15 protein-coding genes and 1 tRNA gene are annotated in these 19,596 nt (G+C 54.8%); 12 read left to right on the forward strand and 4 right to left on the reverse strand.

Annotated features, from left to right (window positions below; genetic code table 11):
• Nucleotides 1-370 precede the first annotated feature (370 nt).
• A complete protein-coding gene (locus RMR21_RS05120; RefSeq protein WP_498669627.1) occupies nt 371-1,000 on the reverse strand; it encodes a TerC family protein in 630 nt (209 codons plus the stop codon).
• A gap of 355 nt (nt 1,001-1,355) precedes the next feature.
• On the opposite strand from RMR21_RS05120, the gene tuf reads away from it, so the two are divergent.
• Both tuf and RMR21_RS05130 read left to right on the forward strand, forming a co-directional pair.
• The gene (tuf, locus tag RMR21_RS05125; RefSeq protein WP_498669628.1) at nt 1,356-2,531 is read left to right on the forward strand and encodes an elongation factor Tu; all 1,176 of its coding nucleotides are present in this window, start codon (nt 1,356-1,358) and stop codon (nt 2,529-2,531) included.
• Nucleotides 2,532-2,765: 234 nt separating this feature from the next.
• The gene (locus RMR21_RS05130) at nt 2,766-3,452 is read left to right on the forward strand and encodes a glycosyltransferase (protein ID WP_498669629.1); all 687 of its coding nucleotides are present in this window, start codon (nt 2,766-2,768) and stop codon (nt 3,450-3,452) included.
• 42 nt (nt 3,453-3,494) lie between these two features.
• On the opposite strand, the gene RMR21_RS05135 is transcribed toward RMR21_RS05130, so the two are convergent.
• The gene (locus RMR21_RS05135) at nt 3,495-4,310 is read right to left on the reverse strand and encodes a hypothetical protein (RefSeq protein WP_498669630.1); all 816 of its coding nucleotides are present in this window, start codon (nt 4,308-4,310) and stop codon (nt 3,495-3,497) included.
• 167 nt (nt 4,311-4,477) lie between these two features.
• On the opposite strand from RMR21_RS05135, the gene RMR21_RS05140 reads away from it, so the two are divergent.
• The 10 genes from RMR21_RS05140 (at nt 4,478) to RMR21_RS05185 (ending at nt 18,074) form a co-directional block, all read left to right on the forward strand.
• A tRNA-Trp gene (locus RMR21_RS05140) sits at nt 4,478-4,553 on the forward strand.
• Nucleotides 4,554-4,737: 184 nt separating this feature from the next.
• Nucleotides 4,738-4,938 carry a preprotein translocase subunit SecE gene (gene secE / locus RMR21_RS05145; RefSeq protein ID WP_174152655.1) on the forward strand — a complete coding sequence of 67 codons (201 nt, stop codon included), beginning with the start codon at nt 4,738-4,740 and terminating at the stop codon, nt 4,936-4,938.
• A gap of 21 nt (nt 4,939-4,959) precedes the next feature.
• Nucleotides 4,960-5,490 carry a transcription termination/antitermination protein NusG gene (gene nusG / locus RMR21_RS05150; protein ID WP_498669631.1) on the forward strand — a complete coding sequence of 177 codons (531 nt, stop codon included), beginning with the start codon at nt 4,960-4,962 and terminating at the stop codon, nt 5,488-5,490.
• A 216-nt stretch (nt 5,491-5,706) separates the two neighbouring features.
• The gene (gene rplK / locus RMR21_RS05155) at nt 5,707-6,138 is read left to right on the forward strand and encodes a 50S ribosomal protein L11 (RefSeq protein WP_498669632.1); all 432 of its coding nucleotides are present in this window, start codon (nt 5,707-5,709) and stop codon (nt 6,136-6,138) included.
• 2 nt (nt 6,139-6,140) lie between these two features.
• Nucleotides 6,141-6,836 carry a 50S ribosomal protein L1 gene (gene rplA, locus RMR21_RS05160; protein WP_498669633.1) on the forward strand — a complete coding sequence of 232 codons (696 nt, stop codon included), beginning with the start codon at nt 6,141-6,143 and terminating at the stop codon, nt 6,834-6,836.
• Nucleotides 6,837-7,194: 358 nt separating this feature from the next.
• The gene (gene rplJ, locus RMR21_RS05165) at nt 7,195-7,713 is read left to right on the forward strand and encodes a 50S ribosomal protein L10 (RefSeq protein ID WP_067643748.1); all 519 of its coding nucleotides are present in this window, start codon (nt 7,195-7,197) and stop codon (nt 7,711-7,713) included.
• 58 nt (nt 7,714-7,771) lie between these two features.
• Nucleotides 7,772-8,143 carry a 50S ribosomal protein L7/L12 gene (gene rplL, locus RMR21_RS05170; RefSeq protein WP_498669634.1) on the forward strand — a complete coding sequence of 124 codons (372 nt, stop codon included), beginning with the start codon at nt 7,772-7,774 and terminating at the stop codon, nt 8,141-8,143.
• Between the two features lie 260 nt (nt 8,144-8,403).
• Nucleotides 8,404-12,543, forward strand: coding sequence for a DNA-directed RNA polymerase subunit beta (gene rpoB / locus RMR21_RS05175; protein WP_498669635.1), 4,140 nt, complete (start codon nt 8,404-8,406; stop codon nt 12,541-12,543).
• Nucleotides 12,544-12,720: 177 nt separating this feature from the next.
• Entirely contained in the window at nt 12,721-16,929 is a 4,209-nt protein-coding gene (gene rpoC, locus RMR21_RS05180; RefSeq protein WP_498669636.1) for a DNA-directed RNA polymerase subunit beta', read from the forward strand.
• 182 nt (nt 16,930-17,111) lie between these two features.
• Nucleotides 17,112-18,074 carry a DUF1963 domain-containing protein gene (locus RMR21_RS05185; RefSeq protein WP_498669637.1) on the forward strand — a complete coding sequence of 321 codons (963 nt, stop codon included), beginning with the start codon at nt 17,112-17,114 and terminating at the stop codon, nt 18,072-18,074.
• Between the two features lie 118 nt (nt 18,075-18,192).
• On the opposite strand, the gene RMR21_RS05190 is transcribed toward RMR21_RS05185, so the two are convergent.
• Both RMR21_RS05190 and RMR21_RS05195 read right to left on the reverse strand, forming a co-directional pair.
• A complete protein-coding gene (locus RMR21_RS05190; protein ID WP_498669638.1) occupies nt 18,193-19,041 on the reverse strand; it encodes a hypothetical protein in 849 nt (282 codons plus the stop codon).
• 59 nt (nt 19,042-19,100) lie between these two features.
• Entirely contained in the window at nt 19,101-19,394 is a 294-nt protein-coding gene (locus tag RMR21_RS05195; RefSeq protein WP_498669639.1) for a transcriptional regulator, read from the reverse strand.
• Between the last annotated feature and the right edge of the window lie 202 nt (nt 19,395-19,596).

Here is a 19,596-nt window from a genome sequence, read left to right on the forward strand (position 1 = left end):
CGTCCTGATCGCAGGTGCGGTGTTGCTGAGAACTCAGATGCTCCAGAATTGTCTGATAAGCAATGTGACCAGAAAGACAGCGGCGACAACCACTGCGAGTTTCAACCGGCGATACTGACGGACACGCCCGCCGGACCAATCATAAGCCATTGTTCAGACAACCTTTATCATTATTATTCTGTCCAAAGTCATGGCTGCTTATGCTTGCCTTAAGCTGACGGCAACCATTAAAAGCTATGGGCGATTTTTAAGGCCTCCGGTGCGCGTGACTATATATTGCGCAATTGGCGGCGATTTTAGCTGGTCACTCAAAATGAAAATCCCGGAAATACGGGATTTCCGGGATTTTGATAGCGAAGGTTCATCGTGTTCAGCTGAGATAAGGTTGAACGTAAGGCCAGACCTCGACGGCGCCATGATAGAGCATATTGAGTGCCACGTAGACGATGACAAGCAAGCCGACATACGAAATCCATTGATACCGGTGTAGAAGCTTGGCAACGAAATTGGCTGCGAGACCCATGAGCGCGATGGAGACGACAAGTCCGATGATCAACACCGTGACGTGGTCTTGTGCAGCGCCAGCGACGGCAAGCACGTTGTCGAGCGACATGGAAACATCGGCGATGACGATCTGAAGGGCGGCCTGAGCGAAGGTCTTGTTGCCCTTTGTCAGATCAGCCTGTTGATTCTCAACTTCACCTGCTGCGTCTTTTTGTGCGCGCAATTCCGTCCACATTTTCCAGCAAACCCAAGCCAGAAGCAAACCACCGAAAAGCTGGAGGCCGACGATCGCAAGAAGCTGGACGGTGACGGCGGCGAAAGCGATACGCAGAACGGTAGCAGCGATGATGCCGACGAGGATCGCTTTCCGGCGCATATGCGCTGGCAGGCCCGCTGCAGCGAGGCCGATCACAATGGCGTTGTCGCCTGCCAGAACGAGGTCGATGGCAATGACTTGAAGAAACGCCGTAAAACCGGCGGCAGTAAAGATTTCCATGGTGTATCCCGAAGCGGATGAGAATTGTGCCGCGGGAGAAGACGGCTTGAACGGCGGATATGCGATCGAGGCCTGTAGGCCAGCGGCCGCCTGTCCCCACAGCACGGCCCGGGGGTCAATATGACAGGAATCACATCTTCGTAAAGAGTCCGTGTTCGATCATACAGCCATCCATCTATGGAATGACGTTGACGATACGGTGTTGGCGCACCATATGCAGCCCATCACGTCGCTTTGGCTAGCGCAGCAGGTGCGCTCACAATTAAGTCTTGCGCATTCGCTTGCAAAGCCTTAAACGGCGACACCAAACCGGTTCGCCGGGGAAACGACTTCACGTTCACAGGAAGCAATTCACATGGCAAAGAGCAAGTTTGAGCGCAACAAGCCGCACGTCAACATTGGCACGATCGGTCACGTTGACCACGGCAAGACGTCGTTGACTGCTGCGATCACGAAGTATTTCGGCGAGTTCAAGGCGTACGACCAGATCGACGCTGCACCGGAAGAAAAGGCCCGCGGTATCACGATTTCGACGGCACACGTTGAATACGAGACACCTGCTCGTCACTACGCGCACGTCGATTGCCCCGGCCACGCCGACTATGTGAAGAACATGATCACCGGTGCTGCCCAGATGGACGGCGCGATCCTGGTCTGCTCGGCCGCTGATGGCCCGATGCCACAGACTCGCGAGCACATTCTGCTTGCCCGTCAGGTTGGCGTTCCTGCGATCGTTGTGTTCCTCAACAAGGTTGACCAGGTTGACGACGAAGAGCTTCTGGAACTGGTAGAACTGGAAGTTCGCGAACTTCTGTCATCCTACGACTTCCCGGGCGACGACATTCCAATCGTCAAGGGTTCTGCTCTTGCTGCTCTGGAAGACTCGGACAAGAAGATCGGCGAAGATGCGATCCGTGAACTGATGGCGGCTGTTGATGCCTACATCCCGACACCTGAGCGTCCCATCAACCTGCCGTTCCTGCTGCCGATCGAAGACGTGTTCTCGATCTCGGGCCGTGGTACGGTTGTCACGGGTCGCGTTGAGCGCGGTATCGTCAAGGTTGGTGAAGAAGTTGAGATCGTCGGTATTCGCGCCACGACCAAGACGACTGTCACCGGCGTTGAAATGTTCCGCAAGCTTCTCGATCAGGGTCAGGCTGGCGACAACGTTGGCGCGCTGATCCGTGGCGTGCAGCGCGATGGCGTTGAGCGTGGCCAGATCCTGTGCAAGCCAGGTTCTGTCAAGCCGCACAAGAAGTTCATCGCAGAAGCCTACATTCTGACGAAGGAAGAGGGCGGTCGTCATACACCGTTCTTCACGAACTACCGTCCACAGTTCTACTTCCGTACGACGGATGTGACCGGTATCGTTTCGCTTCCAGAAGGCACGGAAATGGTTATGCCAGGTGACAACGTGACTGTTGAAGTCGAACTGATCGTTCCGATCGCGATGGAAGAAAAGCTGCGCTTCGCGATCCGCGAAGGCGGCCGTACCGTCGGCGCCGGCATCGTCGCTTCGATTGTTGAATAATTTTTTCCCGCAAGGGATAGATCAGAACCCCGCCAGAGATGGCGGGGTTTTTTTATTTTGCAAAACACATCCTTTTAAAATCGGTGTTTATTCGCTCAAAAGGGCACGTTTTCAGGCATCTGCCTCTATATTGTCGACTATTCTCGTATAGTTTCCGCTATCGAATATCGATTCACCGCGGGTCTGAAAATCTCGCGGTAAGAACACTCATTTATGGTATTGATGGGAGTCAGTATGACCGACAAGGCACGTATTTTTATCGGCTTCGACAGCAAGGAAGTCGTTGCCTACCATGTCTTTTGCCAGAGCATTCAGGAGAAGAGCTCTATTCCGGTTGAGTTCATGCCGATCGCGCTGAACAATCTCGAGGGCGTTTTCACGCGCGAACGCAATCAGTTGCAGTCCACCGAGTTTTCTTTTTCGCGTTTCCTGGTGCCGTATCTGTGCGACTTCGAGGGATGGGCGATCTTTGCAGATTGCGACATGTTGATGCGCACCGATATTGCCAAGCTTTGGGAGCTGCGCGATGACCGTTATGCTGCGATGTGCGTGAAGCACGACTATGTGCCGAAGGTTGAAACCAAGTTTCTGGGTCAGACCCAGACGAAATATGAAAAAAAGAACTGGTCCAGCTTCATTCTCTTTAACAATGCCAAGTGCAAAACCCTGACGAAGGACTATGTCAACACGGCCACAGGGCTGGAGCTGCACCAGTTCAAGTGGCTGGAATCGGAAGACCTGATCGGCGAAATTCCGAAGACATGGAACTGGCTCGTCAATGAATACGAGCACAATGAGCAGGCTGACAATGTCCACTTCACCGATGGTGGGCCGTATTTCGACGAATATAAAGACGACGATTATGCTGAAGAGTGGTTCGCAACGCGCGAGCGCGTGTTGTCAGTCGTCCAGCGCGCCTGATCGCGACGACCGTGAGTGCGCCCTACGGCGCATTCACCCCTACTATTTCCGTTTGAACAGATACAGGACGCGCTTGATCTGCCGTTGCCATTTGGTTTGATCCCATAGCTTGGAAACTCTTCTTTCCAACCCTGTGAAGCGATTGCCAAGCACCTGGGCTGCGGCCAGCGCAATCTCTCCCTGATCGAATTCGGGAAACCGATTGGCAACATTGGAAAGCCAGTTTTGGGAGGCTGCCGCATTGCTTTCCTGCAGCCGGACGATGCGGCCGCTCTTGGCAAAAAGATGCAGGACCGTCTGCTCGAATGTCCAGTCGTGCTCTTCATACATATTGAACTGGGTCCCAGCGACACCGGTGAACCCGCACAGCACGACCTTCGCGTTTGGCAGCGTCTCGATGAGCCACATCGCCAGAGCAAAGCCCGTCGTCGGCATGCGTCCCGCTGGGTAGAAACTGTCGAACATGTAATCGAAATCAACAAGGTGCGGAACGAGATCGGTTGATCGCGGTGACGTCGGCCTGGTCGCCTCGATGCTGGCCTTGTCGGCAAGCATACCGATCTCTGTCTTCAGGCCATCGGGGAAAAAGCTATGGGCACTGTCGAAGTGCTTCTGCGACTTCAGGAATCGTTTTCCACCTGCCACCATCCGGTGACACAGGATGGCGTCGCGCTGAAAGGGTGCTTTTAGAACCTTTGCGCAGCCGGTGAAGAACACGAAAAGCGTATCGGTGGGGAGGGCATCCACAATGGTCTCAATATTAACGCTCTCACTGTTCGCGATAAGGGCAATGTTGCCATACCGTCCAAGCAATGCTTCGAATGCCCGAGGTTCCGGTGTGTTGGCCGCCTGGAGCATGATAGTCCCCTTGTTGAATGCCGTGAAAATGAAAACAGGCTGATCCACTCTGTTTTTCGCTGCGATGTGAATAGCAAAAAAAACACTTGCCAATCAAGATTCGTAGCCTTAAACGAGCGTCACGAACAACGATAGAGGCAAAGTCCTTTGTCGATATGTTCTGATTTAGGGGTATAGCTCAGTTGGTAGAGCGGCGGTCTCCAAAACCGCAGGTCGTAAGTTCGAGCCTTACTGCCCCTGCCATCCTCATTCGCAAGCGCGGGGCATCGCTGCATGGCATGTGAGGTGCCGGTTTACCGGTGAAATTCGCCGAATGTCGTTTTTCTCTTGTTAAAGAGGGAATCGGTGTTTATGTAGGACAAAATAGACACGCGGTGCGTGGGGCCGATTATTTCGGCTTTACGTGCCGTAATTGCGTGGGCAGTCAATGGCATCCAAAACCAATCCGTTTACGTTTTTGCAGCAGGTTCGCGCCGAAACGTCGAAGATCACTTGGCCGTCGCGCCGCGAGACGATGATTTCCACGGCCATGGTTTTGGTTATGGTCGTATTTGCGGCACTGTTCTTCTTTGCGGCTGACCAGCTCATTGGCTGGTTGCTCAGTCTCGTTCTGAGCTTTGGCCGGTAACGAATTGAGCGGAGAGTAAAGATGGCAGCGCGTTGGTATATCGTTCAGGCATATTCGAATTTCGAAAAGAAAGTCGCCGAGTCGATTGAGGAAAAGGTCCGTCAAAAGGGCCTGGATCACCTCTTTGAGAGAATTCTCGTTCCGACCGAAAAGGTCGTCGAGGTGCGTCGTGGTCGCAAAGTCGATAGTGAGCGCAAGTTCTTTCCAGGTTACGTGCTGGTGCGCGCAAACCTGACTGATGAGGCTTACCACCTTATCAAGAATACGCCCAAGGTTACGGGCTTCCTGGGTTCGGACAATAAGCCTGTTCCGATCCCCGACTCCGAAGCGGACCGTATTCTCGGTCAGGTTCAGGAGGGCGTCGAGCGTCCGAAGTCTTCCGTTTCCTTCGAGGTCGGCGAGCAGGTTCGCGTCTCGGATGGTCCGTTTGCGTCCTTCAACGGTGTCGTTCAGGACGTTGACGAAGAGCGTTCGCGGCTCAAGGTGGAAGTGTCGATCTTCGGTCGCGCAACACCTGTCGAGCTTGAATATGCTCAGGTCGAAAAAGTCTGATAAAGTTTTGAAGGGTGCCCTGGTGCCCTTCATATTTCACATCATGTAAAACGGGCAACAGCCTGTTTTAGTTGGATGTGAAGCGGCTCAGTCCGCAAAGCCGCGTGGAAGACTTTCTGGCTCTAGCCGGGCCAGATGTCGTACCACGCAACCACAGCCGCCGGTTCATCCGGCATATGAGCCGGGAAACCGGTTCGATTTGAAAGGCAGAGAGATATGGCTAAGAAAGTTGCAGGCCAGCTCAAGCTTCAGGTCAAGGCAGGATCGGCAAACCCGTCCCCGCCAATCGGCCCGGCGCTTGGTCAGCGTGGCGTTAACATCATGGAATTCTGCAAGGCGTTCAATGCCGCCACGCAGGAAATGGAAAAGGGTATGCCGATCCCGGTCGTCATCACTTATTACCAGGACAAGTCCTTCACCTTCGTCATGAAGCAGCCGCCAATGACATATTGGTTGAAGAAGGAAGCAAAGGTCACCGCTGGTTCCAAGACGCCTGGTAAGGGCGCCAAGGTCGGCTCCATCACCAAGGCTCAGGTCAAGACAATTGCCGAAGCCAAGATGAAGGATCTGAATGCAGCCAACATCGAAGGCGCAATGGCTATGGTTGAGGGCTCTGCCCGCGCTATGGGCCTGGAAGTGGTGGGTTGATCATGGCAAAGCTTGCAAAACGCGTACAGAAGATCCGCGAAGGCGTTGATCCAAAGTCCCTTTATGTCCTGACCGACGCCATTTCGATGGTTAAGGAACGGGCTATCGCCAAGTTCGACGAGACTGTTGAAGTGTCGATGAACCTCGGCGTTGATCCACGTCACGCAGACCAGATGGTTCGCGGCGTGGTAAACCTGCCAAACGGCACAGGCCGCGACGTTCGCGTTGCTGTTTTTGCTCGCGGCGCCAAGGCTGACGAAGCCAAGGCTGCCGGCGCAGACATCGTTGGTGCAGAAGACCTGCTGGAAATCGTTCAGGGCGGCAAGATCGACTTCGATCGCGTGATCGCAACTCCTGACATGATGCCACTCGTTGGTCGCCTTGGTAAGGTTCTCGGCCCACGCGGCATGATGCCTAACCCCAAGGTTGGTACGGTTACGATGGACGTTGCTGGAGCCGTTAAGGCTTCCAAGGGCGGCGCTGTTGAATTCCGCGTCGAAAAGGCCGGTATCGTACACGCAGGTATTGGCAAGGCTTCCTTCGATGCCAAGGCACTCGAAGAAAACATCAAGGCTTTCGCTGACGCCGTCATCAAGGCAAAGCCAGCTGGCGCCAAGGGCAACTATGTCAAGCGCGTAGCCATCTCCTCGACCATGGGTCCAGGCGTGCGCATCGAGCCTTCGTCGGTTACAGCTTAAAGAATTCGCCGCGTCTTGAAAAAGGCGCGGCAACACAGATTTCCGGCTCGCAAGGGTCGGAAATTTCCAGGGAGACCTGGAACTCCTGTCCGAGATTGTAGGTGGCTCATTTCCTCCGGGATTTAGGCCTTAATCATTCAGCCTGCATGAGACGGGTAAGGCCCGGATTTTCGCATCCAAGGATGCTTAATAATCCGGTTCGAACCTGATGTGCCTGTGCCTGAAGCCGTTTGCGGCGACAGAGCGGGGGACAGGATCCTCAAGCGTCGCTTGAGATTTTGGTAACGAAATCTCTTGAGGCAAAGGCAAACCCGATGGGTTCACAGTTCAATGTGTTCTCATCTACTGGAGACAGACAGTGGAAAGAGCGGAAAAACGCGAATTCGTCACGGAGCTGAATGAAGTCTTCAAGGCTTCTGGTTCAGTTGTCGTGGCCCACTATGCCGGTGTCACAGTTGCGCAGATGAACGATTTTCGTTCGAAAATGCGTGCTGCTGGCGGCACCGTCAAGGTCGCGAAGAACCGCCTGGCCAAGATCGCTCTTCAGGGTACGGAGTCGGAAGGGATCATCGATCTCTTCAAGGGACAGACGCTGATTGCATACAGCACTGACCCTATGATTGCTCCGAAAGTCGTCATGGATTTCGCAAAGACCAACGACAAGATCGTTGTTCTGGGCGGCGCCATGGGAACAACCACGCTCAACGCAGATGCAGTCAAGTCGCTCGCGACCTTGCCTTCGCTGGACGAGCTGCGTGGCAAGCTGCTGGGCCTCTTTGCGGCTCCTGCAACGCGCATCGCTACGGTTGTTGCAGCACCAGCAAGCCAGCTTGCTCGCGTGTTCTCGGCTTACTCAAAGAAGGACGAAGCCGCTTAAGGCGGTTTTTCGCTGTAACTATTCAAACCGGTTCGAACCGAATTAAAGGAACTATAACATGGCTGATCTCGCAAAGATCGTTGAAGACCTCTCTGCTCTGACAGTTCTGGAAGCTGCTGAGCTTTCCAAGCTTCTTGAAGAAAAGTGGGGCGTTTCTGCTGCTGCACCAGTTGCTGCTGCTGCTGTTGCCGGCGCTGCTGCTGTTGTTGAAGAAGAAAAGACAGAATTCGACGTTATCCTCGTTGAAGCTGGCGCAAACAAGATCAACGTCATCAAGGAAGTCCGCGCAATCACAGGTCTCGGCCTGAAGGAAGCTAAGGACCTCGTTGAAGGTGCTCCTAAGGCTGTCAAGGAAGCTGTTTCCAAGGCTGAAGCTGCTGACCTTAAGAAGAAGCTTGAAGAAGCTGGCGCCAAGGTTGACGTTAAGTAATCTTGGAATGTTTCGGGAGGCGGCGTTCGCGCCGTCTCCTGATATCATTTCTACCGAACTTTTTACCCAAAAGCCGCGTGAAAATGGCTTTTGGGTAATGGGTTCTTCAAGAGAATGGTTTCGAACCGCGCTGTACAGGCAATCCGGCCTTACTGTTCGGGACGTGAAACGAGATTGAAGACACCCATTGGATTGACGGGATCGACTGGCCAGCGGTTCCCGTCCGTTGCAGGCCCGGATGCAATTTTAAAGGAGCGACGATGGCTCAGACCCTTTCGTTTAACGGTCGCAGGCGCGTACGCAAGTTTTTCGGCAAAATTCCAGAAGTAGCGGAAATGCCAAACCTCATCGAGGTTCAGAAGGCTTCGTATGACCAGTTTCTCATGGTCAAGGAGCCCGAAGGTGGGCGTCCGGACGAAGGATTGAACGCGGTCTTCAGGTCCGTGTTCCCGATCACCGACTTTTCGGGCGCTTCCATGCTCGAATTCGTGTCCTACGAATTCGAACCACCCAAATTTGACACGGAAGAATGCCGTCAGCGCGATCTGACCTACGCCGCGCCCCTCAAGGTGACGCTGCGCCTCATCGTGTTCGATATCGACGAGGATACAGGCGCGAAGTCTGTCAAGGACATCAAAGAACAGTCTGTCTACATGGGCGATATGCCGCTCATGACAGACAATGGCACATTCATCGTCAACGGCACGGAGCGTGTTATCGTTTCGCAGATGCACCGTTCGCCGGGCGTGTTCTTCGACCATGACAAGGGCAAGAGCCATTCGTCCGGCAAGCTCTTGTTCGCTGCCCGCGTCATTCCGTATCGCGGTTCGTGGCTCGATATCGAATTCGACGCGAAGGATGTCGTCTACGCGCGTATCGACCGTCGCCGCAAGCTGCCAGCAACATCGCTTCTGATGGCGCTTGGCATGGACGGCGAAGAAATTCTGTCGACCTTCTACACCAAGGCAAATTATGTGCGCGACGGCGAAGGCTGGCGTTACCCGTATCAGCCGGATGTGCTGAAGGGCGCTAAGGCCATCACCGAGCTGGTTGACGCCGACACGGGCGAAGTCGTTGTCGAAGCCGGCAAGAAGCTGACCCCACGCCTGATCCGTCAGATGTCGGATAAGGGACTTAAGTTCCTGAAGGCAAGCAACGAAGATCTCTATGGCAACTATCTTGCCGAAGATATCGTCAACTACGAGACAGGCGAAATCTATCTCGAAGCCGGCGACGAAATCGACGAGAAGACGCTGAAGCTGATCCAGGAATCCGGTTTCGACGAAATCCCGATCCTCAATATCGACCACATCAATGTTGGCGCCTACATCCGCAACACGCTGGCTGCAGACAAGAACGAGAACCGTCAGGAAGCTCTGTTCGACATCTACCGCGTCATGCGCCCGGGTGAGCCGCCAACCATGGATTCGGCCGAAGCCATGTTCAAGTCGCTGTTTTTTGACAGCGAGCGTTACGATCTTTCCGCAGTTGGCCGCGTGAAGATGAACATGCGTCTCGACCTGGATGCAGAAGACACCGTGCGCACCTTGCGCAAGGAAGACATTCTGGCCGTGGTCAGAATGCTGGTCGAATTGCGTGACGGCAAGGGTGAGATCGACGATATCGACAACCTCGGTAACCGTCGTGTTCGCTCCGTTGGTGAGTTGATGGAGAACCAGTATCGTCTGGGTCTGCTGCGCATGGAACGTGCGATCAAGGAACGTATGTCCTCGATCGAAATCGACACCGTTATGCCGCAGGATCTGATCAACGCAAAGCCAGCAGCCGCTGCTGTTCGCGAATTCTTCGGCTCCTCGCAGCTGTCGCAGTTCATGGACCAGGTGAACCCTCTCTCGGAAATCACCCACAAGCGCCGTCTTTCGGCTCTTGGACCGGGTGGTCTGACCCGCGAGCGCGCAGGCTTTGAAGTGCGCGACGTTCATCCGACGCACTACGGCCGTATTTGCCCGATCGAAACGCCTGAAGGACCGAACATCGGTCTGATCAACTCGCTCGCAACCTTTGCCCGCGTCAACAAGTACGGCTTCATCGAAAGCCCGTACCGCAAGATCATCGACGGCAAGGTCACGATGGAAGTGATCTATCTCTCCGCGATGGAAGAGGCGAAGTATTACGTGGCTCAGGCCAACGCTTCGATGGAAAAGGACGGTTCGTTCTCTGACGAATTCGTTGTTTGCCGTCACTCTGGCGAAGTTATGCTGGCGCCGCGTGACAACATCAACTTGATGGACGTGTCTCCAAAGCAGCTGGTTTCCGTTGCTGCGGCGCTTATCCCGTTCCTCGAAAACGATGACGCCAACCGCGCTCTCATGGGCTCGAACATGCAGCGTCAGGCCGTTCCGCTTCTTCGTGCCGAGGCTCCGTTCGTCGGAACCGGCATGGAGCCGATCGTTGCACGCGACTCCGGTGCTGCCATTGCGGCGCGTCGCGGTGGCGTGGTCGACCAGGTGGATGCGACCCGTATCGTTATTCGTGCGACGGAAGATCTCGATGCTGGCAAGTCCGGTGTGGATATCTATCGCCTACAGAAGTTCCAGCGCTCCAACCAGAACACCTGCATCAATCAGCGTCCGCTGGTTTCAGTCGGTGACATTCTGAACAAGGGTGACATCATCGCTGACGGTCCTTCGACCGACCTCGGTGACTTGGCACTTGGCCGCAACGCACTTGTCGCGTTCATGCCATGGAACGGCTACAACTACGAAGACTCGATCCTGATGTCCGAGCGCATCGTCTCAGACGACGTGTTCACGTCCATCCACATCGAAGAATTCGAAGTGATGGCCCGCGACACCAAGCTTGGTCCTGAAGAAATCACGCGCGATATTCCAAACGTTTCGGAAGAAGCGCTGAAGAACCTCGACGAAGCCGGTATCGTCTACATCGGTGCGGAAGTTCAGCCAGGCGATATTCTCGTCGGCAAGATCACACCGAAGGGCGAAAGCCCGATGACGCCGGAAGAAAAGCTTCTGCGTGCCATCTTCGGTGAGAAGGCGTCCGACGTTCGCGACACCTCCATGCGCATGCCTCCGGGCACGTTTGGTACGGTCGTTGAAGTTCGCGTGTTCAATCGTCACGGCGTCGAAAAAGACGAACGTGCGATGGCCATCGAGCGTGAAGAAATCGAGCGTCTTGCCAAGGACCGTGATGACGAGCAGGCCATTCTGGACCGCAACGTCTACGGTCGTCTGATCGAGATGCTGCGCGGACAGGTTTCCATTGCCGGTCCAAAGGGCTTCAAGAAGGGCGTTGAACTTTCAAACGCTGTCGTTTCCGAATATCCCCGCTCGCAGTGGTGGATGTTTGCCGTGGAAGACGAGAAGGCTCAGTCCGAGCTTGAAGCGCTTCGCGGTCAGTACGACGAGTCCAAGTCGCGCCTTGAACAGCGCTTCATGGATAAGGTCGAGAAGGTTCAGCGCGGCGACGAAATGCCTCCTGGCGTCATGAAGATGGTCAAGGTCTTTGTTGCTGTGAAGCGCAAGATCCAGCCAGGCGACAAGATGGCTGGCCGTCACGGTAACAAGGGCGTTGTCTCGCGTATCGTGCCCGTCGAAGATATGCCGTTCCTGGAAGATGGTACGCATGTCGACATCTGCTTGAACCCGCTGGGCGTGCCTTCGCGCATGAACGTCGGTCAGATTCTCGAAACGCATCTCGCATGGGCTTGCGCCGGTATGGGCAAGAAAATCGGCGATATGCTCGACGAGTATCACAAGTCGCTGGATATCACGGACCTGAAGCGCGAGCTGACGGAAGTGTATGCCTCCGAGGCGAAGGATGAAGTCGCCCACTTCGACGACGAATCCCTGATCCGTCTGGCCGAGCAGTCCAGGAAGGGCGTTTCGATTGCAACGCCGGTCTTCGACGGCGCGCATGAGCCCGACGTTGCTGAAATGCTGACGAGAGCCGGTCTCCATGACTCCGGTCAGTCTGTTCTCTACGATGGTCGTACCGGTGAAACCTTCGACCGTAAGGTTACCGTCGGCTACATGTACATGATCAAGCTGAACCACCTTGTCGATGACAAGATCCACGCTCGCTCGATCGGTCCTTACTCGCTCGTGACCCAGCAGCCGCTGGGTGGTAAGGCGCAGTTCGGTGGTCAGCGCTTCGGGGAAATGGAAGTCTGGGCTCTGGAAGCGTACGGCGCCGCTTACACGCTGCAGGAAATGCTCACCGTCAAGTCTGATGACGTGGCGGGCCGCACCAAGGTTTACGAAGCAATCGTCCGTGGTGACGATACGTTCGAAGCCGGTATTCCTGAAAGCTTCAACGTTCTCGTCAAGGAAATGCGCTCGCTGGGTCTCAGCGTCGAATTGGAAAACTCCAAGCTCGACGAAGCCAACGTGGCGGATCAACTTCCTGACGCGGCGGAATAAGAAACACGAAGGGCAGGCACTTTAAAAGGTGCCTGCTTGTTTCGCCCGAAAAGCTTGGCTTTGAGGGTAGAAACTTCCGCCGCATTTTGCGGTTAATCATGTTTTAGGCATTGGTCGGTGACCGGCACAGCACCGCGCCAGATGCAAGCAAGGGGCCAAACCCCTAAGGAGACAGGCATGAACCAAGAGGTCATGAACCTTTTCAACCCGTCGGTACCGGCGCAGCACTTCGATTCCATCCGGATTTCGATTGCGAGCCCGGAAAAGATCCTCTCGTGGTCTTACGGTGAGATCAAGAAGCCAGAAACAATCAACTATCGCACGTTCAAGCCTGAACGCGATGGTCTGTTCTGCGCGCGTATTTTTGGACCGATCAAGGATTATGAGTGCTTGTGCGGCAAGTACAAGCGCATGAAGTACAAGGGCATCATCTGCGAAAAGTGCGGCGTTGAAGTCACGCTGTCGCGCGTTCGTCGTGAGCGCATGGGCCATATCGAGCTCGCTGCACCCGTTGCCCACATCTGGTTCCTGAAGTCGCTGCCTTCGCGTATCTCGACACTGCTCGACATGACGCTGAAAGATGTAGAGCGCGTTCTCTACTTCGAAAACTACATCGTGACCGAGCCTGGCCTGACTTCGATGAAGCAGAACCAGCTTCTGAACGAAGAAGAGTACATGATTGCCGTCGACGAGTTCGGCGAAGATCAGTTCACGGCCATGATCGGCGCTGAAGCCATCTACGAAATGCTGGCTTCGATGAACCTCGAAAAGATCGCGGGCGACCTTCGCACGGATCTTGCCGAGACCACGTCTGATCTCAAGCAGAAGAAGTTCATGAAGCGTCTCAAGATCGTTGAGAACTTCATGGAATCAGGCAATCGTCCCGAGTGGATGATCATGAAGGTCGTTCCTGTCATTCCACCGGATTTGCGTCCGCTGGTTCCGCTGGATGGTGGCCGTTTCGCGACGTCCGACCTGAACGATCTCTATCGCCGCGTCATCAACCGTAACAACCGTTTGAAGCGCCTGATCGAGCTTCGTGCGCCTGGCATCATTATCCGCAATGAAAAGCGCATGTTGCAGGAATCCGTCGATGCGCTGTTCGATAACGGTCGTCGCGGTCGCGTCATCACGGGTGCCAACAAGCGTCCGCTGAAGTCGCTCTCCGACATGCTCAAGGGCAAGCAGGGCCGCTTCCGTCAGAACCTTCTCGGCAAGCGCGTCGACTATTCCGGCCGCTCTGTTATCGTGACCGGTCCTGAACTGAAACTGCACCAGTGCGGTCTTCCCAAGAAGATGGCGCTTGAGCTGTTCAAGCCGTTCATCTATGCCCGCCTTGATGCGAAGGGTTACTCCTCCACCGTCAAGCAGGCCAAGAAGCTTGTCGAAAAAGAAAAGCCTGAAGTCTGGGATATCCTCGACGAGGTTATCCGCGAGCATCCCGTTCTGTTGAACCGCGCACCGACGCTGCACCGTTTGGGCATCCAGGCTTTCGAACCCATGCTGGTCGAAGGTAAGGCCATCCAGCTGCATCCGCTCGTCTGCACGGCCTTCAACGCCGACTTCGACGGTGACCAGATGGCTGTTCACGTTCCACTGTCGCTCGAAGCGCAGCTGGAAGCACGCGTGCTGATGATGTCCACCAACAACATCCTGCACCCTGCCAACGGTCAGCCGATCATCGTTCCGTCGCAGGACATGGTTCTCGGTCTCTACTACCTGTCGATCATGAACCAGAACGAGCCGGGCGAAGGCATGGCGTTCTCCGATCTCGGCGAGTTGCACCACGCTTTGGAAAACAAGGTCGTGACGCTGCATGCCAAGATCCGTGGCCGCTTCAAGACTGTGGATGCCGATGGCAAGCCGGTCTCGAAGATCCATGAAACGACGCCTGGCCGCATGCTCATCGGCGAACTTCTGCCGAAGAACGTCAACGTGCCGTTCGAGACCTGCAACCAGGAAATGACCAAGAAGAACATCTCCAAGATGATCGACACGGTCTACCGTCATTGCGGCCAGAAAGACACGGTCATCTTCTGCGACCGTATCATGCAGCTCGGCTTCACCCATGCCTGCCGCGCCGGTATTTCGTTCGGCAAGGACGACATGATCATTCCTGAAACCAAGGTGAAGATCGTCGGCGATACCGAAACCCTGGTGAAGGAATACGAACAGCAGTACAATGACGGCCTGATCACTCAGGGCGAAAAGTACAACAAGGTCGTTGATGCCTGGGGCAAGGCGACCGAGAAGGTTGCTGAAGACATGATGGCCCGCATTAAGGCTGTCGAGTTCGATCCGGAGACAGGTCGTCAGAAGCCGATGAACGCCATCTACATGATGTCCCACTCCGGTGCGCGTGGTTCGCCGAACCAGATGCGTCAGCTGGGTGGTATGCGCGGCCTCATGGCCAAGCCATCGGGTGAGATCATCGAAACACCGATCATCTCCAACTTTAAGGAAGGTCTGACCGTTAACGAGTACTTCAACTCGACCCACGGTGCCCGTAAGGGTCTCGCAGACACGGCCTTGAAGACGGCGAACTCGGGTTACCTGACACGTCGTCTCGTTGACGTGGCGCAGGATTGCATTGTCAACTCTGTGGATTGCGGCACCGATAAGGGCCTCACCATGACTGCCATCGTCGATGCCGGTCAGGTCGTTGCTTCGATTGGCGCACGTATTCTTGGTCGTACCGCACTTGATGACATCGACAACCCGGTGACTGGCGAGAACATCGTCAAGGCTGGCAAGCTGATGGACGAAGCCGATATTGCGATCATTGAAAAGTCCGGTATCCAGTCCGTTCGCATCCGCTCTGCTCTGACCTGCGAAATTCAGGTCGGTGTTTGCGGCGTCTGCTACGGTCGTGACCTTGCACGCGGTACGCCGGTCAACATGGGCGAAGCGGTGGGCGTTATCGCCGCGCAGTCCATCGGTGAACCGGGCACACAGCTGACCATGCGTACGTTCCACCTTGGTGGCACGGCCAACGTGGTCGACCAGTCGTTCCTGGAAGCGTCGTATGAAGGTACGATCCAGATCAAGAACCGCAACAGCCTGCGCAACTCAGACAACATTCTCATCGCGATGGGCCGTAACATGTCCGTCACCATTCTTGATGAGCGTGGCGTCGAGCGTTCCTCGCAGCGTGTAGCCTATGGCTCCAAGCTGTTCGTGGATGATGGCGACAAGGTGAAGCGCGGTCAGCGTCTTGCTGAGTGGGACCCTTACACACGTCCAATGATGACGGAAGTGGAAGGGACTGTTCACTTCGAAGATCTGGTCGACGGTCTTTCCGTTCTGGAAGCAACCGACGAATCCACCGGTATCACCAAGCGTCAGGTTATCGATTGGCGTTCCACGCCACGCGGTTCTGATCTCAAGCCTGCGATCGTCATCAAGGATGCATCCGGCAATGTGGCAAAGCTTGCTCGTGGTAGCGAAGCCCGCTTCCACCTGTCGGTTGATGCCATCCTGTCGGTAGAGCCCGGCTTGAAGGTCTTCCAGGGTGACGTGCTTGCGCGTTCTCCGCTGGAAAGCGCCAAGACCAAGGACATCACCGGTGGTCTGCCGCGTGTTGCCGAACTCTTCGAAGCGCGTCGTCCAAAGGATCACGCTATCATCGCCGAAATCGATGGTACGATCCGTCTGGGCCGCGACTACAAGAACAAGCGTCGCGTTCAGATCGAGCCTGCGGAAGATGGAGTCGAACCAGTCGAATACCTGATCCCGAAGAGCAAGCCGTTCCACCTTCAGGAAGGCGACTACATCGAGAAGGGCGAGTACATTCTCGATGGTAACCCGGCACCGCACGACATCCTGGCGATCAAGGGCGTGGAAGCTTTGGCTTCCTATCTCGTGAACGAAATCCAAGAAGTCTACCGCCTGCAGGGTGTTGTCATCAACGACAAGCACATCGAAGTGATCGTGCGTCAGATGCTGCAGAAGGTGGAAATCACCGATGCAGGTGACTCGCATTACATCGTGGGTGATAGCGTTGATCGCATCGAGATGGAAGACAACAACGACCGCCTGATCGACGAAGGCAAGAAGCCATCCTACGGCGACCCGGTTCTTCTGGGTATCACCAAGGCATCGCTGCAGACGCCATCGTTCATCTCGGCTGCTTCGTTCCAGGAAACCACGAAGGTTCTCACGGAAGCTGCAATCGCCGGCAAGACGGATACGCTGCAGGGTCTGAAAGAAAACGTCATCGTCGGCCGTCTCATCCCGGCCGGTACTGGCGGCACCATGACCCAGATCCGCCGCATCGCGACGGGCCGCGACGAACTCATCATCGAAGAGCGCAAGAAGAGCACGGGCTCGTCTTCCGCAAACCAGATGTTGCAGGACATGACAGACAAGGCTCCAGCGGCCGAGTAACGGTTGTTAGGGCAGGGGCCTCGTGAGAGGCCCGGTCTGGTTTAAGTGAAAAACGCCCGGAGTGATCCGGGCGTTTTTTTGTTGATCGTTTCGTAACTATGCGTTTTCCTGCAGTGGCGTTGGCTTGTGGCCTTTGCAAGACGCTCGGATCAACCCGAGCGTTGTCGAAATAGGAGCAATCGATGCGAGGTTTTCGTCATGAGGACGATATCTGTCGGGTACTGGCCGATGCCAATCTGGCGCAATACGAGCGGCAGATACTGGCAACGGTCAAGCCGGCCATCGAGTTCGTACGCCGTCAGAAGCCGGATAAGTCTTTAGCTCTAGGGGCGAGTAAAATTGGGGGATGTCCAGATATTCCCAAGAGAATGGCTTGGCCGACAAGACCATCCTGGTCGCCATCACCGGGCATTGTAGAGTCGGTCAAATATAACGGCTCACTCTACAGTTCGTTGTGGCGGCGGGCAGTTAGCAAGGTGTTCCCCCTAGCGTTTTTTGCCCAACTCGATCTGGATGTCATGGCGTTGCAAGCCGGGTTTGACATCGATCTGCCAGACCGCGGCATGCTTTATGTCTTCGAAGACATTACGGCGGCTGGAGCGGACGAGGCATACCAAATTCTGTATATCAACGATGCCATCGATCTGGTGCGTCATGACCCGCCAGAGGAGTTGATTACTCTTTCGGATGCAAAAGATCCAAGCTTACCTTTTGCCGAGCAGCAAATGTGTGAAGCCCTGGAGCCCTATTCCCTACTGACGATTCCTAATCATTGGTTGAACAGTCCGGTCGTCAATCGTTCGGCGATGTGGTCCGTCCTTAAACATTCGAACACCGCGGACATCGCTTCTGTCGATGAAGTGACGGATAAAAATACCGCGCCGTTTGGTGATCGTCTTGGGGGATGGCCGGAACCTATCCAGCAAGACCCGGAGGTGGGCTTCAGGCGGGACCGCTCGCGCTATTTTGAACCTGGCGACGACGAGGTACGGCACCTGTTTTCATGGGCAGGTGAGTATTTTTCAGGAACAGGGCTAATGCACCACGATCTTAGCGGCGACGGAGCGACATATCTTATGATGCGTCGCGAGGATTTACTTGCGCGCCGGTTTGAAGCCGTAACCGCAGTCTATCAATGCACATGAGTATTCGCTTTGAATATTAGTCGACAATTGCTTGGCGATGATAGGCAGAGTTCGCCTAGAAACCCGTCTGGTCCGTTGCAGACGCTTGGCTGAGCCGGAGCCTCAAATTTGTAATGTGTCATCGGAATGTAGGCTCAGTTGTGCCATCGGGCATTTGCCACCGTTTAAAGATCCGCCGTCCTGATGTCGGACTATTAGGGCTCCATTTCGGGTTGATAACATCGACCTGCTTCATGCCGAGCTCTTCTGGCGACCAGTCTTGATCTTGTAGCCAAAGACGCAAGGTTGATTTCTCGGGATTGTCTTTCAACGCAAATCGCCGCGCTGCTACCACATCAGATCGTCTTTCGAACAAATCATCGGGCCCACGGATTTCGACGTGCATTATAAAGAATGGCGGGTCGAGATATGTCCGTAAACGGACAGACAATTGGTTACCTGAAGAGGCAGCTAATGTTCCGTAGTAAATGGTACCATCAGAAGAATTAGTGTCCAATTCGTGCTTAGGAAAATGAAGATCTATAGGTTTCCATCCATTACGGATAAGGTTGTCCAACAGCTTTCGGGCGGTCGGATCAATCTTTTTGAAATGATGATCGTTTGAGTCTGCCGAAACAAAAATGTCGGTGATTGTGCCGCCATGTTGACCGATTGACATGCTCTGTCCCGGCGGCAAATCAAATCCGAATATGCCATCTTCATAACGAAAGATTGCTGAAGCGCGATCGAAGGAAATCGACATCCAGTCTTCCAGGCGGTCTACTGGGATAGTAAGTGGACCGAAATTCTCGGCGTCTTCTTTCTTCAGATTATTGACGGCCATGAAGTCGCCGACGCTTTGCCCTATGCGAACACGCAAAATGTGCGGTTCGCCTTCAGGAGACAGAGCCGGCGACGCCAGGAAGAACCCGATCGCCAAACAGGACAGGATCATCCGACGCCCGCTCTTGCTCTCGGGGTCCTCCAATGCAGAACTCCACCGTACATAAAAGCTATTATTGCCGCTCGATAAACAAAGGCTCTTTCTTAGGCAAACCTGATAATCGCCACTTCACCTTCAAGCGCGCCTTGATAGGCCGACGCATGGGGCTCCTCGTCGGGAATGTCGGTCAGCATTCCGATCTGGTCCAGGTCGGCTTCGAGGAAGCCTTCTTCGGAGAGCGCGTTCAGGGCTTCTCGCACGGCGCTGTCGTCATCGGGTGCCTTGAGGATGACGTGGATATCGATGCCTTCGTCGCCTTCACGCTCATAGGCCTTGCCGATGACGATGAAGACCATGGGATCGTCGCGTCCGTTGTCGTTGTCTGGTTCTGTAATCATGACGCGATTCCTTTTCTGGTTATAATTGCCTGGCGGTGGCGCGAGCGTTCGCCTTGAGGGAATCAATAGACGGCTTTTTGCAAAAGCCAAAGGCCAGATTGGGAAAAGCGTGCACGGGGAGGAGCATTATGTTAGAGCCATTCGAAATCCTGTATGCCAAAGGCGTTCAGGGCGCGTGCGCGGGGACTAAATGTTGAATCGC

This window comes from Agrobacterium sp. rho-8.1 (genome assembly GCF_033957725.1).
Lineage (GTDB): Bacteria > Pseudomonadota > Alphaproteobacteria > Rhizobiales > Rhizobiaceae > Agrobacterium.

What these genes read in the sequence shown, in the direction of transcription:
- RMR21_RS05130 (WP_498669629.1), top strand. Translation starts at nt 2,766, where the DNA reads ATGACCGACAAGGCACGTATTTTTATCGGCTTCGACAGCAAGGAAGTC.
- RMR21_RS05185 (WP_498669637.1), top strand. Translation starts at nt 17,112, where the DNA reads ATGCGAGGTTTTCGTCATGAGGACGATATCTGTCGGGTACTGGCCGAT.
- rplL (WP_498669634.1), top strand. Translation starts at nt 7,772, where the DNA reads ATGGCTGATCTCGCAAAGATCGTTGAAGACCTCTCTGCTCTGACAGTT.
- nusG (WP_498669631.1), top strand. Translation starts at nt 4,960, where the DNA reads ATGGCAGCGCGTTGGTATATCGTTCAGGCATATTCGAATTTCGAAAAG.
- RMR21_RS05120 (WP_498669627.1), bottom strand. Translation starts at nt 1,000, where the DNA reads ATGGAAATCTTTACTGCCGCCGGTTTTACGGCGTTTCTTCAAGTCATT.
- tuf (WP_498669628.1), top strand. Translation starts at nt 1,356, where the DNA reads ATGGCAAAGAGCAAGTTTGAGCGCAACAAGCCGCACGTCAACATTGGC.
- rpoC (WP_498669636.1), top strand. Translation starts at nt 12,721, where the DNA reads ATGAACCAAGAGGTCATGAACCTTTTCAACCCGTCGGTACCGGCGCAG.
- secE (WP_174152655.1), top strand. Translation starts at nt 4,738, where the DNA reads ATGGCATCCAAAACCAATCCGTTTACGTTTTTGCAGCAGGTTCGCGCC.
- RMR21_RS05195 (WP_498669639.1), bottom strand. Translation starts at nt 19,394, where the DNA reads ATGATTACAGAACCAGACAACGACAACGGACGCGACGATCCCATGGTC.
- rpoB (WP_498669635.1), top strand. Translation starts at nt 8,404, where the DNA reads ATGGCTCAGACCCTTTCGTTTAACGGTCGCAGGCGCGTACGCAAGTTT.
- rplA (WP_498669633.1), top strand. Translation starts at nt 6,141, where the DNA reads ATGGCAAAGCTTGCAAAACGCGTACAGAAGATCCGCGAAGGCGTTGAT.
- RMR21_RS05135 (WP_498669630.1), bottom strand. Translation starts at nt 4,310, where the DNA reads ATGCTCCAGGCGGCCAACACACCGGAACCTCGGGCATTCGAAGCATTG.
- rplK (WP_498669632.1), top strand. Translation starts at nt 5,707, where the DNA reads ATGGCTAAGAAAGTTGCAGGCCAGCTCAAGCTTCAGGTCAAGGCAGGA.